Below are 15,813 nucleotides of genomic sequence, written 5' to 3'. Positions count from 1 at the left end.
CGTCGATCGCGATCGATGCCGGGGCGGACGGCGACGCGTCGACGACTGTCGCGAACCACGAGGTAAGCGCATGAATGCAACCACCGGCACGATGATCGTGCTGCACGAGCGCGCGGAGCCGCCGATCGCGATCGCGTCCACGGACGCCGCCGTCGCGATCCAGATACCGGGCCGCGGCGAGGCGACCACCTTGCCCGGCATGGCCAAGGCGCTCGTCGCCGATCTGCAAGAGCGCGGCGTTCACGCGGCCTGCGTGCTGGTCGGTCTGGGCGATCGCGCCGGCATCTTCGCCCAGGCGCTCGCGCTTGAGATGCTCGGGCGCGATCTGCCGCTGCATTGCGTGGCAGTGGTGCCCGATGCCGCGCTTCCGGCGCAGTCGTCACCCGCGTACGCAGATGCGGCGACCGATCGCCTGCAAGCGGCGTGCGACGCATGGACCCCGCCGGAGCCGGCGATGCTGCCGACCCTGCGCTGCGCGCACGACGAGCCCGATGTCGCCGGCTGGATCGCCGGCACGCGCGCCGCGCCGCCGCTGCCGACGCCACCGGCGGCGACCCAGTCGATTCCGCTCAAGATCGGCGGCCCCTTGCGCGCGCCGGTGTTCTGCATTCCAGGCGCGGGCGCGAGCATCGTCAGCCTGCTGGATCTGGCCCAGGCCGCGCATCCGCAGGCCAGCGTGATCGGCCTGCAGCCGCGCGGACTGGATGGCATCGAGCCGCCATGCACGTCGGTGGAAACCGCCGCGGCATCGATCCTGCCGCAGGTGCTGCAGGCGGCGCCGCAGGGTCCGATCCGGCTGGTCGGCCATTCCTTCGGCGGATGGATCGCGTTCGCGGTGGCGTTGCGGCTGCGCGAGCAGGGCAGGACCCTCGCAAGCGTCGACCTGCTCGATTCGAGACCTCCGACCTCCGACCCCGCCATGGCCGAGTGCGACGAACTGGACGTGCTGCTGCGCTGGATCGCGCTGGTGCAGTTGTCCACTGACCAGCCGCTGGGCATCGACGCGGCCAGGCTGCGGCCGTTGCCGGCGTCGGCGCGGATGCACCTGGTGCATCGGCGCATGGCCGAGGTCGGGCTGATGCCGGCGCGCTCGGATCCAGCCTCGATGCTCGGAGCGCTGCGCATGTTCGCCGCCTGCCTGCGTACCCACTATCGGCCCGCGGGCGATTACGACGGCGTGCTTCGCGTGGTCTACATGACCGACCCCGACCTCGATGCCGCCGGCAACGACGAGGAAGCCGAGCGGATGCGTTCGGGCTGGTCGCGGCATGCGCCGCGCGTGCAGTTGATCCGCGGCGGCGGTAATCACATGACCGGCATCCGCGGACAGCATGCCAATACATTGGCCGATCGTCTGGGATTGAGCGCTTGATCCAAGGCGCGCCGCGGGGCGCGCCTTCATCGAGTGCGATCGCGCATTGATGCCGTGGCGCGACAGTAACGCGCCAGCACCCTGCCGACGGGCAGGGGCGCATCGATGCCTCAAGCCGCGATCAGTACTTCATCTGCGGAGCGATGTCCTTGTACAGGCCGCCACCGTCGATGATGCTCGAAAACTGCTGCGCCATCGCCATCAACGCGCCGCCGCCGGCCAGACGCTCCAGCGATTCCAGGCGCTCCTTGAATTCGCGCGGCGCCATCGTGGCCAGATTGTCCGGACTCAGCGCCGAGGTCGGCCGGCGCCAGTCCAGGTCGTACAGCGGCGGCGCATTGTCGAGCATGAAGCGGAACAGGTCGCGCCACGACGGCAGCCGCACCTGCAGGACCAGGTGCAGGCTCTCTTCCAGATTCTGCTCGACCTTGTGCCAATAGCCGCGCGGCATGTACATCACCGAGCCGGGCAGCATTTCCACCGACCGCCATTGTTCGGGTTCGAGGATCGGCTGGGTGGGGTCCTTGAGCTGGAACGCCATTTCCCGCGATGGCGACTGCGTGGGCATGCCATTGATCGTTGGCCACTCGACGTAATCGTTGGGCGCCACATGCCACAGCTTGCGGCCACGGACCTGGACCACGAACACCTCCTGCGAATCCCAATGCCACGGGATGCCCTTGCCGCGCAGCGAGGTGAAGGCATTGACCAGGGTAGTGCCGGGAATCAGGCCGAGCGCGGCGTCCAGGGCGCGGTTCCAGCGGCGGATCTCGTCGGTCTTCAGATCGAGGATCTGGATGGTGTTGCCGGCATGGAACTGTTCGATGGCGTGCGCCGGATCGGCATTGAGCTCGATCCGGAAACGCTCTTCGCGGGTGTAGTTGATATGGATGCCGCCGTCGTTGCCGATCGCGCAGAACGACTCGATATCGCGCAGTTCCGGCTGCGCGAGCAGCGCCGCCAGCCCCGGCTTGGGTTCGTGCGAAATATGCAGCCCCGCAGGCCATGCCGTGGCCTTGAATTCCTGTTCCGACAAAGGGGCGATGAGACCCTCGAACAGGCGCGCGTATTCCGTTGTGCTCATGCTTGCCTCAAGCGGCATCGGGAAGCCTGGAGGATTGCACGGATGGCGCGCGATCGCCATTTGCGACCCGCGAAACTGACGGCCGATGGCGAGAACAGGGCCAAGTCCCTCTCCCCAGGACAAGAAGGGGAGAGAGGTTTCCTGGCTTTGACAACAACGATCAATAGTCGAAGCGAACCCGCAGACCGACCGTGCGCGGGTCGTTCCAGTAGGCGCGGATGAAGCCGCCGGCGTCGTCGGCCCAGTTCTTGGTCATCTTGTCGGTGGCGTTGAGCACATACAGCTCGGTGCGCCAGAACGACGGCGACTTCAGGCTCAGGCTGGCGTCGACCGTCGCATAGGCCTCCTGCGCGTCGGAGACATGCGCGTTGTCGAGGTTGCGCAAGGTGAAATACATCTTGTCCTGCCACTTCACGCTTAGCCACGGCACCAGTTCATAGCCATTGCCAAACTTGAAGGTGTGCGACACGTTGACGCCCGCGGTGAATTTCGGCGTCATCGGCAGATGGTGGCCGGTGATGTCGTAAATCTGGCGACCCGCCAAAGTCGGGTCGGAACCGCTGTACGGCGGCGGGCAGGGCGGGGCGCCGAACTCTTCGCGCACGCCGCAGTTCCATTCGTCGCTGAAGGTGGGGTAATCCTTGATCTTGCTGTTGATGTACGAGAAGAAACCGCCGATCCGGGTGTTCGGCGTGGCCAGATAATCGACTTCGACTTCGACGCCCGGGATGTTCACCGTGCCGACGTTGACGGTCTGCCACTTCTTGATCACATCGCAGGTCGGATCCCAGTCCGGGCAGGGTTCGTTGACGTGGACCTTGGCGGCGTAGAAATCGCCGGTCACCTGCATGTCCTTGTAGCGGCTGTAGAAGGCGGTCACCGACAGGCTCAGGCGCTTGTCCAGCAGCAGGCCCTTGTAGCCGACTTCGAAGTTGGTGACGGTTTCCGGCGCGTACGGGAAGAAGGTGTATTGCGGGCCGGCCGGGCCGTCGATGCAGACTTTGCCGCCGCATTTGTCGTCCTTGTCGCCGAAGCCGCCGGCCTTGTAACCGGTCGACAGCGAGGTGAACAGGATTTCGTCGTCGGACAGGTCCTTGGTCAGGCCCAGGCGCCATGTGACCTTGCGCCAGGATTCGGAGTGTTCGTTCTCGGCCGGCGGTCCCCACAGCTTGTAGGCGTCGATCCCGCCGAACGGCCCCATGCGTTCAGTCAGGTCGCGGCCGTTGTGCGGACGAAAGCCCGGCTCGCCCGGCGTGCCCGGGTCGTACAGGCCGTTGTAATAAGCCGTCGATTCGGTATCCCAACCGCCGTACACCTGGCCGCCGCGGTCGGTCTTTTTGTCGCGGCTGTAGCGCGCGCCGATCGTCGCGGTCCAGGTCGGCGCGAAGCGCCAGTCCGCCTGCGAGAAGATCGCCTTGGCGTCGATCTGGCGATTGGGCTGATGGTAGAACTGGCTGATCGGGTAGCCGAACGGCGCGTTCACCAGCAACTCTTGCGCATAGTCGATCGAGTTCTTCTCGTGCATCCAGAACAGGCCCGACACCAGCTTCAGCCGTTCGCCCTGATGCTTGAACTGCAGTTCGTGCACCACCGACTTGTACTTCGAGTCCAAAGTGATCGAGGTGTTGTCGCGCACCGGCCACACGCCCCAGTCGCCCTCGCGCGGTACCGGCAAGGTCGCGGTGACCTGCGACGGGATCTCGTGATAGCCACCATCGTCGTCGGCGATCTGCGAGCGCTTCTGGGTGGCGAAGGCGACGCTGTATTCGAGGCTGTTTGTGTCGCTGAGAAACCAGTTGAGGTTGGAGCGCACCGTATCGATCGACATGTCGGTCTTGCCCGGCACGTTGATCTTCACGTCCCACTTGCCGCCCTGGCAGGCGAAGCGGGTGCCGGCCGCCTGCTTGCAGTCCTTCAGCCCGACCTGGCCGGCGCCGGAGTTCTGGAATTTCTCATAGGCCAGCAGCCACTCGACGTTGTCGGTGAAGGCGAAGCGCGCGGCGATGCGCGCGGCCCATTCGTCGCGGTTGTAGTAGTACTCGTCGCGGCCGACCTTGCGGTTACGGCGCTGGTCCACGTCCGGGATGCCGTCGGCGATGAAGCCGCGCTCGGGGATGTTGACGTCGGTGAAGTCCTGCTGCTGATCGATCCAGCCGTCGCGCTCGACCTTGGTGGCGGAAAAGCGCAAAGCGAACCGATCGTTGACCGCGATGTTCTGGATCAGGTTGAGCTGGCGCAGGTTGTAGCTGCCCACGTCCAGCTCGGCGCTGCCGAAAGTGGAATCGAAGCGCGGCTTGGCCGGAATGATGTTGATGCTGCCGCCAGTGGAATTGCGGCCGAACAATGTGCCCTGCGGGCCGCGCAACACTTCGACCTGGTCGACGTCGAACATCAGCGCCAGCGCGCCCTGCGGACGCGGCGAGTACAGGCCGGCCACGTGCAGACCCACGGCCGGATCGCCGATCTCGGTGAAGTTGTTGGCGCCGATGCCGCGGATGCTGACCTGCACGCCGGAATCCGGGCCGGAGGCGATTTGCAGATTGGGCATCGTGCCGGACAGGCCGCGTACGTCGCGGATGCCTTCGCGGGTCAGCGCTTCCTGATTGACGGCGGTGACGGTGACCGGTGTCTTGAGCAGGTCCGATTCGATGCGGGTGGCGGAAACATGCACGGTTTCCAGGGTGGTTCTGGTTTCGCCAGCGTTGGCCTGCCCGGCAGTGACCTGCCCAGCCGCGACCGGTTGGTCCTGCTCGCCCGCACCGGACTGGGCCATGACCGGCGCGGTGGCGCAACCGATCAAGACCGCGGCCACCGCGACGGCGATACCGGTCGGTCGAACATCGCTGGGATGCTTCTTCATTGCTTGGCTCCTGGTTGTACGGCGACTCGGGCCGGCGGACCCGCGCGTTGGCTGATGCGTCGCCCGATCAGGGCGAGGCGGGCGTGTTCGAGGCGGATGTGCTTTTCGCGGAACGCTGTTTGGCGGAATACAGGGTCTGGTTGCGTACCAGCGGCCTGGCCCAGGCGCTTACGCTGAGGATGTAGAGCAGGGGAATGAACACCAGCGCCAGGCCCGCGCGCAGACCCCAGTAGTCGGCGAGGAAGCCGATCAGCAGTGGCACGACAGCGCCGCCGAGGATGCCGCTGCACAGGATTCCCGAGAACGCGCCGTGGTGCTGGCTGACCGAGTTCAATCCCAGCGAGAAGATCACCGAGAACATCACCGACAGGAAAAAGCCCGCGGCCGGAAAGGCCAACAGGGAAATATTCGCGGGGCCGAACAGCGCCAGGCCGAGGCAACCGATCGCCAGCGTCGAAAAAATCGCCAGCACCACCTTCGAATCCAGCAGTTTCAGCAAGCCCAGGCCAACCAGACAGCCCAGCGACATCAGGCCCCAGAAGCGGCTGACGGCGATGGCGCCTTGTTCGGTGGCCGACATGCCGTGGTAGCTGTGCAGGAACTGCGACATCCAGTTGGCGAGCGACTGCTCAGTGCCGACATAAGCGACGATGGCGAGAAAATACAGGCGCACGTCGACGCGTCGCAGCAGGCTGCGATAGGCCTCGCGACTGCCCGCGCGCTCGTCGTCCTTCAATGCCGCCGCCGGCAACGGCAGCTTGTAGTTGAGCAGCGCCAGCAGCACGAACGCGGCGCTGAAGAACCAGTAGAACGTCAGCCACGCCAGCGGCTGTCCTTCCACGCCAGGACGCTGCATGTAGAACCGGAACGCCAGCGGGCTGAGGAACGAGGCCAGGCCGAACACCAACTGCGCCATGACCGAGAAGAAGGCGAAGTGCTGCTCGCCCGCGGCCACACGCATCAGCGGGTTGATCACCACTTGCAGCAGCGCCATCCCCAGGCCGATGACGAACAAGCCGGCCACGACCGAGACGTAACCGGGCATCACCGCGATCGCGAGCGCGCCGATGAAATTCAGCGCGAACGCGGTAAACAAAGTGAAGCGGGTGCCGCGCACTTCAATCAGGATGCCGCCCGGGATCGAGATCAAACCGTAAGCAAGGAAGAACGAGAACGGCATGAAGCCGGCCATGGTCAGGCTGAGCTTGAAATCCTGGATGGCGATGGGCATCAGCGGCCCGATCAGATTGGTGATGAAAGAGATCGCGAACCAGATCAGGAGGATGTAACTGACGATCATCGGCCTGTGCTTCATGGTCGTGCCTCCGGGTCAGGATTGCGGCTGCAGGCAATGAGCGAGTTCGCCGGCGGCGATGCGCTTGCGCGGGAAGCGCGGCAGGATCGCGGTGGCGGTGCGGCAACCGGCGGCGAGCGCGTCGCGCAGGCTGGCCTGATTGAGACGCGCGGCGAGATAGCCGGTGTTGAAGCTGTCGCCCGCGCCCACGGTGTCGAAGATGTCCGCTACCGCCTGCGTCGCGTAGCGGATGCTGCGGCCGTCGACGTGACCGAGTGCGCCGGCAGCGCCGAGTTTGACGATCAGATGCGCGCCGGGCTTGAGCAGGCGGGCGACGCGTTGCACGGCGAGCTCCAGGTCCTCGCGCTCGTCGTGGCTGTTGGCGATGCTCTTCGCCTCCAACTCGTTGACCAGCAGATGGTCGCACTGGGCCAGCCAGCCTTCGACCTCCCGATGCACCTGCGGCGTCCAGCCTTCCGGCGGCCAGCCGGTATCCAGCGCGACCTGATAGCCCATGGATGAGGCCTGCGCCAGCAACTGGCTGAACTCTTCGCGCAGGCCCGGCAGCAGAAACGGCGCGGTGAACAGAGCGACGCTGCCGGGCGATGCCGGCGGCAGGTGCTTGAGCACGAACTCTCGTGTCAGATGCTGCAGATGCCCGTAACTGGTGAAGAAGGTGCGCTCGCCGTCGGCATGCAGCAGCCCGACCGATAGGGTGGTGTCGCTGGCGCAGGTCTGCAGTTCGACCCGGATGCCGGCCAGCTGCAGCAGCAACCACTGCGCCAGATCGTCGTTACCGATCGCGCCGATCAGATGCGGGCTCAGGCCGAGGTGGCGGGCGGCGAGGGCGGAGTTGGCCGCCGAACCGCCGGCGCGCAACTCGCTGCGGGGCAGCAGTTGTTCGGTGCCGATCTTGGGCCAGCCGTCCAGCGTGCCCAGGACCAGGTCCACGCTGACGTCGCCGACGATGCTGAATTGGGGTGTGCCTAGTTGAGGCTGATCGAGCTTCATGGGGGCCGACTATAGTCACCCCGATTCGGCCGCGTCAATAAAAATATCCAGTGGAAGTTTAATTAAATGCGACGCCCGCCGACGAACGGGCGGTGACCCAGCAACTCCGCCGCCTGCAGTTCGGCGAGGTCGTCCTTCTGTACGCCTTCCAGGCGCGGCGAGAGCAGTTCGTGGATCGGCAACACCGCGGCGCCTAGCAGCAGACAGTCTTCCTCGCGCTCGGAAATCATCACCCGCGGCAATTCCGGGGCAGGGCGGCCGCGCACCGAGCGGTGCCACGGCTGGGCCAGATCGACCAGGCGCTGCACCAGCTTCTGCGGCGCCGAGCCGCCGATGACGACAGTCTGCGGGTCGAGCAGGTTCTCGATCATGCAGATGGCGTCGCGCAGCCGCTGGGAGGCTTGCTGGCACCACTGCCGCAGGGCTTGATCGTTGGCGTCGTCGAGGCGTTCCAGCAGATCCGGGGTATGGATCTGTGCGTCGTCCAGGCCCAGCGCCTCGGCCAGCGAATGCAGCGACAGGTAACGCTCCAGGCAGCCCTGATTACCGCAATAACACGGCGTGCCGCCCGGGACGACCGGCACGTGGCCGATCTCGGTGGCGTTGCCGTCGGCGCCGCGGTAGTTGTTGCGGCCGACGATCAACGAGCCGCCCAGGCCCATGCTCAAGTGCAGATAAAAGAAGGTGTCCAGATGCCTGGCGACCCCGTACAAGGTCTCGCCCAGCGCGCCGGCCACGCTGTCGACGCTGTGGAACAGCGGCAGGCCGGTGGCTTCCTGCAACTGGTCAAGGATGGACAGGTCCTTCCAGCCCTCCAGCGCGGTGGGGCCGACGAAACTCAGTTCGGTGTCGCCGAGCGGGCCGGGCAGGGCCACGCCGATGCCCCACAGCCGGGCATTGGCCTGGCGGCGCAGCTTGGCCACCAGTTCCAGCAGGCCGGCCAGCAGCTGCGGGCGATCGCAGCCTTGCAACTGCACCTCGCAACGAGCATCGATCTGCCCCACCAGGTTGACCAGCGCGCCCGAGGCGCGGCCCGGTTCCAGGCTGATGCCGATCGATTGGCCGGCGTCGGGATTGATCTCGAAGGCGATCGGCGGCTGGCCGCGGGTTTTCAGATCCTTTTGCCGGCGCGAGACGATCAAGCCAATGGATTCGAGCTCATTGGTGATGTTGGCGACCGTCTGCGGGCTTAGCGAGACCTTTTCCTGGATGTCCTTGCGCGAGGCCGCGCCGTGCTGGCGGATGAAATCCAGCACGAGGCGGCGGTTGTAGGGGGCGCTGGACTGCTGGGTGGCGCCGCGGCCACTGTTCATAGGCATTGAAATCGGTTGTGCGTAGGGGAGTGGTGCCGTCGCATTATTAATACATCCGTGTGAAGTATTTATTGACGGCGGCCGGCTACATGGCTAAGTTTCGAGGCCTAGTCTATCCGGAACCGTGCCGATGACCCCTTTGCCGTATTCGCGCAAGACTGGACTTCAGATGCTGGCCGCGCTGGCGATGGCCTTGTCCGGCCTGCCGCAGCTCGCCGCCGCCGCGTCGACCGACGAGGCGACGACGAAACCGAAGACCACGGTGTCGGTGAGCCTGCCCAAACAGCCGCTGCTGGTGCAGATCAACCAGGTAGCACTGGAACGACAGGGGCCGAAGCGCGCCGTCGTCGAATACGCAGGCGAGGCCGGGCAGGGCAGTTACACCGTGCTGCGCGACGGCAAGCCGATCAAGCACGGCGATCTGCGACCGCTGCAGCCGTTCGCCGAATGGGCCCCGGGCAAGCGCTATTTCAGCGTCGACTTTTCCGATGCCGAGCAAGTCGGCAAGTACGAAGTAGAAGTGCGCATCGGCAAGCAGCGTGCGGTATCGGCCCCAGTGTTGGTGCGCGACAACGCCGTCTTCGCCACCACCGGCGCGCAACTGCTGGGCTACTTCAAGCGCAGCCGCCATACCGACGCCGCCGATCGCGACGTGCCGATCTTCAAGACTTCGCTCAGGGCGAACGTCTGGGGAGGCTGGCAGGACGCCGGCGGCGACAAGGGCAAATACCTGTCGCACCTGGGTTACGCCAACTATTTCAATCCGCAGCAGGCCTCGATGGCGGCCTGGGTGCTGGCCTACGGCGCGCACACGCGCAAGGCCTTGTTCGCCGCGCACGGCCTGCAGACGCAGGTCGAGGACGAAGCGTTCTGGGGCGCGGACTATCTGCATCGCACGCTCGATGCGGAGGGCTACTTCTACACCACGGTGTTCGACCAATGGGGCACGCCGGGCGCCGAGCGCATGGTCACCGGCTACGAAGGCGCGGCGGGAACCTATACGACGCTGTACCGCTCGGCATTCCGCGCCGGCGGCGGCATGGCCATCGCGGCGCTCGCGCGGGCCTCGATGTTGGCCAGGCAAGCCGGCCGTCATGGCGAATTCGACGGTGCCCAATACCTGGCCGATGCCGAGCGCGCCTATGCGCATCTGCGTAAATTCAACGCGCAGTACGGCGCCGACGGCAAGGAAAACATTATCGACGATTACACCGCCTTGATGGCGCTGGTGGAACTGCACAACGCCACCGGCCAGTCGCGCTACCTCGCCGATGCACGCGAGCGCGCCGCCAGTCTGATCGCACGGCAGCAGGCCGACGGCGGTTTCATCAGCGACGGCGGCCGCCGCCCGTACTACCACGCGGCTGAGGCGGGCTTGCCGGTGATCAGTCTCTCGGCTTATGTCGATATCGAACCGGAGCAGGGGCCTCGTCAGCGTGCGCTGGCCGCGATCGGCTCGGCGCTGGCGCACGAGTTGAACATCACCAACGCGGTCGCCAACCCGTATGGCTACGCCCGCCAGCGCTTCCAGCTCACGCAGGACGGCAAGGCCGCGGGAGAGGCACTCGAAGGCTTCTTCATTCCGCATCGCAACGAAACCGGCTACTGGTGGCAAGGCGAAAGCGCCCGTTTGGCCTCGCTCAGCGCGGCCATGGTCATCGGTGGCCGCAAGCTGGCGGACCACGGCACCGCCGGCTACGGCCTGTCCGCCGACCGCGCCGCTTACGCGCAAAGCCAGCTCGACTGGACCCTGGGCCGCAACCCGTACGGGATCTGCATGCTCTACGGTTTCGGCCAGAACAACCCGCCGACCGTGCTGGAAAGCGCCGGCGAAATGTTCGTGGGCGGCATCTCCAACGGCATCACCGGCGCGGTGGGCAGCGACACCGGCGCCGGCATCAGCTTCGCGCCCGGCCCGGATTCGGAGCAATGGCGCTGGGTGGAGCAATGGATTCCTCACACGACCTGGATGCTGTTCGCGGTCATGGCGATGACGGATGACGAAACACGGTGAGTGGTTTGCGGCGTTGAAGGCCGCGCTGGCGTGGCGCGGTCCAAAGGCGACTCCACGGGGGCCGTGCGTGAACGATCGTCGCCAGGCTAGCGGGCGCGTACGCGGCCAGAAAACTCGACGCGGGCATGGCTGTCCGCGGCGGACACATTCGGTCAACCGGCAGCCCGGCCGTCGATCCTGAGCTCAGCCAACTCGATCACGACCACCTTGATCGGTTGCTGATTCCTGGCGGCTTTCGCCGCCGCATTGCGCCGGAGGACTTGAGCCAAGCGCGCTTCGTTACGGAGTCTCCTTGGTTGAGGTAAGCCCAGGAAAACCTGGGGGAAACGCAATGGGTGAGACACACAGCTCCAATATCCATAACTTCGCATAATGTATATTATGTTATTTGGCAGGAGCATGCCGCTGGGGGCGGCCGCAGCTCCTGCTGCTTCGATTGGCGCTCCTGCTATTTCGGCGTGTCGAGCAATTCCGCCCGCGTTGGCTTCGAATTGTTGCGTTGCTGCCGTTCCGGGCGTTCTGCGGATATGCAGCCGCCTGATCGGCAATCGGAGCAAACTACTTGCAAGCTGCGTGCACCCGATGGCGCGCGTGCTCCGAACTCGGTTTCGTCGTGCTTCCTGGCGTTGTGCCGGCGCCATTGCTCGAAATCTGGATATGTCGATTGGTGTTCAATCCGTGACGCCCAACTCCAGCCTGGTCGAGGGCGTGCGTTGCTGGCCGCACCGCAAGCGGCTTCGATGCCTGGGCGATTTCCCGATGCTGCCGCTCTCGTTGGCGATTTCAGCGCCGTCCGCCGCCGATGCGAACAAGCAAAGCGCGGGAAAAATCCGGCGGCAATCCATTCGCCCTGTGCGTGCGATGCCGCCCTGCTCTACTGTCAGACCTATCTCGTAGAGCGGATATTATCGTCGACGCATTGTCGGCAGATCCGCATTATCGAACCGGCCGGAAAGACAGCCGAGCATGCGCCGCGGGAATGGAATTGATTCGTGGCGTTATTAAGTGCGTTTAAGTGTGCTGGGATTTCCGGTAAGAAACATCGGCGAGATATGGCGGCGCTATTTGTTGCGTTGGTTGCCGTTGAATTTCGCGCGATTCCCGCGATCGAAACTATCGAAATTTTTTGCGCCGCTTGTCTGCGGATCTTTCAGCCCCTTAATCACCGAATCAGGCCCGCAACCGTGACGCGTGACCGCAACCTCTCGTGGGCACTGGCACGGATCGCACTTGCACGGCGGCCCAACTCGTAGAAGCGATCCAGCGCAAATTTTTTCTGCGACCGGCGCGCCGCAGCACGCAGATGGCGAAGGCCTTGCAATCGAGACGCGCGAATCCGGGACTCTAAGTCAGTCGCGCTCGCTGCGACGGCGCTGGATGCTATCGCCGTGAACTGGATAGCCAGCATCGAGCCCACGATTTCATCGCTATCGTCAAGCCGCGACGCATGTCGTCCGTTGCATCTCGCGACGGCCGATGCCGCAACGACAGACCGACTGGACACTGAATGAAGTCGATCGGCATTGACAGCGAGGAACTTTCCGGAATCGTCGTTGTCGCGGTCGCGATGTCTGTCACGACTGTGACGCGCGCGATGGTTGCGATGTTATGCGCTTCTCATCCGCATGCGTCGCCTTGTGCGAAAACCGCGATTGCCACGTTTCGACCGGCCTCATCATCGCGTCTTCGTGATTCTTGTCATGCATGTTACGCATCTATTTCACTCGTGCTTCCGGAAAATGATTAAGCACGGCATTTACCGCAATACGTGCATCGCAACACACTCGATACTGCGCGGCCTTGCTACCGTTCGCCCCGTTCCGCGACCAAGGGTGGCCAGTGAGCGAAGCGCAGAAAAATCGAAACCATTTATGGCAACTCATTCGTCGCGGCCGTCCTTCGGTCGCGACGTTCGCGGTCGCCGTGCTCGCGGCCTTGGGTTCGGTCGCAGGCTCGCTGTGGTTTCCGATCCAGACCAAGCATCTGATCGATCAGTTCAACGGCGGCGGCATCGATCTGCGCCAAGTCGCGCTGGTCGCCGCGGTACTCACGGGCGGCGCCGCCGCCGGCGCGCTGTCCGCGTACATGCTCGCGCGCGTCGGCTATCAAGTCGTGGCGGCGCTGCGCGTGGCGCTGGTCGAGAAGCTGTTGCGCCTGCCGGTGGCCTCGTTCGACAGCGAAAGCAGCGGCGAGCGCGTCAGTCGCGTGGTGCGCGACTGCGAAGCGATTTCCGAGTTGATCACCAAGCAGACCATCAATCTGGTCACCGGCGTGCTGCTGCTCGGCGGATCGGTCGTGGTACTGCTGATGCTGGACGTGCCGCTGACGCTCACCCTGCTCGGCTCGGTCGTGGCCGCGTTCGTGGTCATGATCCCGATCGCGTTCCTGCTCGACGGCCTGTCGCGCCGCACTCAGGACCGCGTCGCGCGGATGAGCGGCATTCTTACCCATATTTTCCAGGAGATCCGCCTGGTCAAGGCGTTCACCGCCGAGGCGCACGAGCGCCGGCGCAGCGTCGAGGAGATCGAAGACCTCAAGCGCCTGGGCTTGAAGACCGCGCGCATCAGCGTGGTGCTGGAGCCATTGATGGGCCTGGCGATGACGCTGGCGATCATCATCATCCTGGTTTACGGCGCCGCCCGCGTGGCCGCCGGCGAGATCAGCATCGGCACGCTCACCGCCTTCATTCTCTATATCTTCAACGTCGTCAATCCGCTGGGCCAGTTGACCAACTTCACCGCCGAACTGCAGAAGGCCAAGGGCGCCTCGGTGCGCATCGCGGGGATCTTCGCCGAGGCCGAGGAAGCGTCCACGCCGCAGCCCGCGCCGCGCAAGCCCGGCGGCGTTCTCGAATTCCGCAACGTGTCCTTCGCTTACGGCGGCCGCGACCGGATCGTGCTCAACGGCATCGATCTGCGTTTCGAACCGGGCACGACCACGGCTCTCGTCGGCGCCAGCGGCAGCGGCAAGACCACGGTGTTGTCGTTGATCGAACGCTTCTACGAGCCCAGCGAGGGCGAAATTCTGTATGACGGCCGCCCCATCGGCGACTATCCGTTGCCCGAGTGGCGCGGCGGCATCGGCTATGTCGCGCAGAGCGCGCCGGTCATGCCCGGCACCGTGCGCGAGAACATCGTCTACGGCCTGTCCGGCAATTTCTCCGACGCCGACGTGCGCTCCGCGGCCGAGCGCGCCGGCGCGCTGGACTTCATCGATCACATGCCGCAAGGCCTGGACACCGTGTTGATCGAACAGGGCAACAACCTGTCCGGCGGCCAGCGCCAGCGCATCGCCATCGCACGCATGTTCCTGCGCGATCCGGACATCCTGATTCTCGACGAGGCGACTTCCAACCTCGACAGCGAGACCGAGCACCAGGTCAAGCTGGCGCTGGAAAAACTGATGCAGGACCGCACCAACATCATCGTCGCTCATCGCCTGTCCACGGTGATGCACGCCGATCGCATCTGTTTCCTCGACAACGGCCGGATCTCCGGCACGGGCAACCATGCCGAGTTGATCGCCAGCCATCCGTATTACGCGCGCCTGGTGCAGCGCCAGTTTCAGCAACCTGTCGAGGTCGAATCGCTGGAAGCCGGTTGAGTTCCGCCCGCGCTTCCCTGTTCGCCATGTTCCACTTTTTCGCCGATGGCATGACGTATCCCGAATCCCGTTCGCTGTGCTCCCCGCGACTGGAGACGGACGCCGCACAGCAATCCGAGCCGGAGCCCGCCAGCACGAGCGCAGTGTCCCGGCGTCCCTATACACCCCATTCCCTGCAGGCATATGGAAATGAAGAAAAAGCGATTGGATAGCGACGTGCCCGCTCCGCTTCTGGTCGCGCCCGCTAATACGAATCCCGATCTGTCCGCGGTCCTGGCCGAGCATGCGGTCGAGATCAAGGAAGAGCTGCTCGAACACGGCGCGCTGCTGTTCCGCGGTTTCGCGGTCGACAGCGTGGAGAAGTTCAGCGCGGTGGCGGATCAGGTCGGCAACGCCAGACTCAATTACACCTATCGCTCGACCCCGCGTACCTCATTGGGCGCCGGCGTGTTCACGGCGACGGAATTCCCGCAGACGCAAGAAATTCCCCTGCATTGCGAAAACGCTTATCAGCGCGACTGGCCGATGCTGGTGGCGTTCTGCTGCCTGCAGCCGGCGAGCGTCGGCGGCGCCACGCCGATCGCCTCGATGCGCAGCGCGACTCGGGCGATCGGCGGCGCGATGATGGACGAGTTCGAACAGCGTCGGGTGAAGTACGTGCGCCACTACCGGCCGTACGTGGACCTGCCGTGGGAAACGGTGTTCCAGACCAGCGATAAGAATGAAGTGGCGCGGTTTTGCAACAACGCCGGGATCGAGCATGAGTGGCTCGACGAGGAAACCCTGCGCACCGGGCAGATCTGCCAGGGCGTGGCCACGCATCCGGTCACCGGGGAAAAACTGTTCTTCAATCAGGCGCATTTGTTTCATGTCTCGTCGTTGGGCGCGGACACCGCGCAATCGATGATCGACATGTTCGGGGCCGATCGCCTGCCGCGGCAGTCGTTCTTCGGCGACGGCGCCGAATTGGCTCCTGAGGTTTTGCAGGCCGTGCGCCAAGGCCTGAACCAGCAGGCGTACGACGTGGCCTGGGAACAAGGCGACGTGCTGCTGCTGGACAACATGCAGTTCGCGCATGGCCGGCGCACGTTCAGCGGTCCGCGAAAAATCGCCGTCACCCTCAGCAATCCCTATTCCAGCCATCTGCCTGGCTAGCCGCTAACCGCCAGTCAGGCAGTGCGGACGCTTCCCGGCCCATGCGTGGGCCGAGCATGCGCCGTGCGGCGACCGCGCACGGCAGTTCGACGCTTGCCAGGCCTTGC

The 15,813-nt window shown here is 64.9% G+C and carries 9 protein-coding genes; 4 read left to right on the top strand and 5 right to left on the bottom strand.

All coding sequences use genetic code 11. The features are described 5' to 3' along the window. Window positions 1–70: 70 nt before the first annotated feature. Window positions 71–1,372: a thioesterase domain-containing protein gene (locus AC3A4T_RS09040; RefSeq protein ID WP_487675077.1), complete on the top strand. Its 1,302-nt coding sequence runs from the start codon at window positions 71–73 to the stop codon at window positions 1,370–1,372. A 121-nt stretch (window positions 1,373–1,493) separates the two neighbouring features. Here the strand turns inward: AC3A4T_RS09040 and AC3A4T_RS09035 are convergent, their stop codons facing one another. From AC3A4T_RS09035 to AC3A4T_RS09015, 5 genes are all read right to left on the bottom strand, one after another. Next, on the bottom strand, window positions 1,494–2,456 hold the full coding sequence (locus AC3A4T_RS09035; RefSeq protein ID WP_487675076.1) for a JmjC domain-containing protein: 963 nt from the start codon (window positions 2,454–2,456) through the stop codon (window positions 1,494–1,496). A gap of 160 nt (window positions 2,457–2,616) precedes the next feature. Next, window positions 2,617–5,316: a TonB-dependent receptor gene (locus AC3A4T_RS09030; RefSeq protein ID WP_487675075.1), complete on the bottom strand. Its 2,700-nt coding sequence runs from the start codon at window positions 5,314–5,316 to the stop codon at window positions 2,617–2,619. Between the two features lie 67 nt (window positions 5,317–5,383). After that, entirely contained in the window at window positions 5,384–6,631 is a 1,248-nt protein-coding gene (locus AC3A4T_RS09025; protein ID WP_487675074.1) for an MFS transporter, read from the bottom strand. A gap of 15 nt (window positions 6,632–6,646) precedes the next feature. After that, entirely contained in the window at window positions 6,647–7,621 is a 975-nt protein-coding gene (locus tag AC3A4T_RS09020) for a carbohydrate kinase family protein (protein ID WP_487675073.1), read from the bottom strand. A 62-nt stretch (window positions 7,622–7,683) separates the two neighbouring features. Then, window positions 7,684–8,940, bottom strand: a complete 1,257-nt coding sequence (locus AC3A4T_RS09015; protein WP_487675072.1) for an ROK family transcriptional regulator — start codon at window positions 8,938–8,940, stop codon at window positions 7,684–7,686. Between the two features lie 124 nt (window positions 8,941–9,064). On the opposite strand from AC3A4T_RS09015, the gene AC3A4T_RS09010 reads away from it, so the two are divergent. The 3 genes from AC3A4T_RS09010 to AC3A4T_RS09000 all read left to right on the top strand — a co-directional run bounded on the left by AC3A4T_RS09010 (window position 9,065) and on the right by AC3A4T_RS09000 (window position 15,706). Beyond that, window positions 9,065–10,948: a glycoside hydrolase family 9 protein gene (locus AC3A4T_RS09010; RefSeq protein ID WP_487675071.1), complete on the top strand. Its 1,884-nt coding sequence runs from the start codon at window positions 9,065–9,067 to the stop codon at window positions 10,946–10,948. 1,923 nt (window positions 10,949–12,871) lie between these two features. Then, on the top strand, window positions 12,872–14,551 hold the full coding sequence (locus AC3A4T_RS09005; RefSeq protein ID WP_487675070.1) for an ABC transporter ATP-binding protein: 1,680 nt from the start codon (window positions 12,872–12,874) through the stop codon (window positions 14,549–14,551). A 216-nt stretch (window positions 14,552–14,767) separates the two neighbouring features. Next, window positions 14,768–15,706: a TauD/TfdA family dioxygenase gene (locus tag AC3A4T_RS09000; protein WP_487675069.1), complete on the top strand. Its 939-nt coding sequence runs from the start codon at window positions 14,768–14,770 to the stop codon at window positions 15,704–15,706. Window positions 15,707–15,813 lie beyond the last annotated feature (107 nt).

The organism is Lysobacter sp. Soil_N_51 (assembly GCF_057655755.1).
Note: the sequence above shows the minus strand (reverse complement) of the source record. Positions and strands in the feature narration are given on the sequence as shown.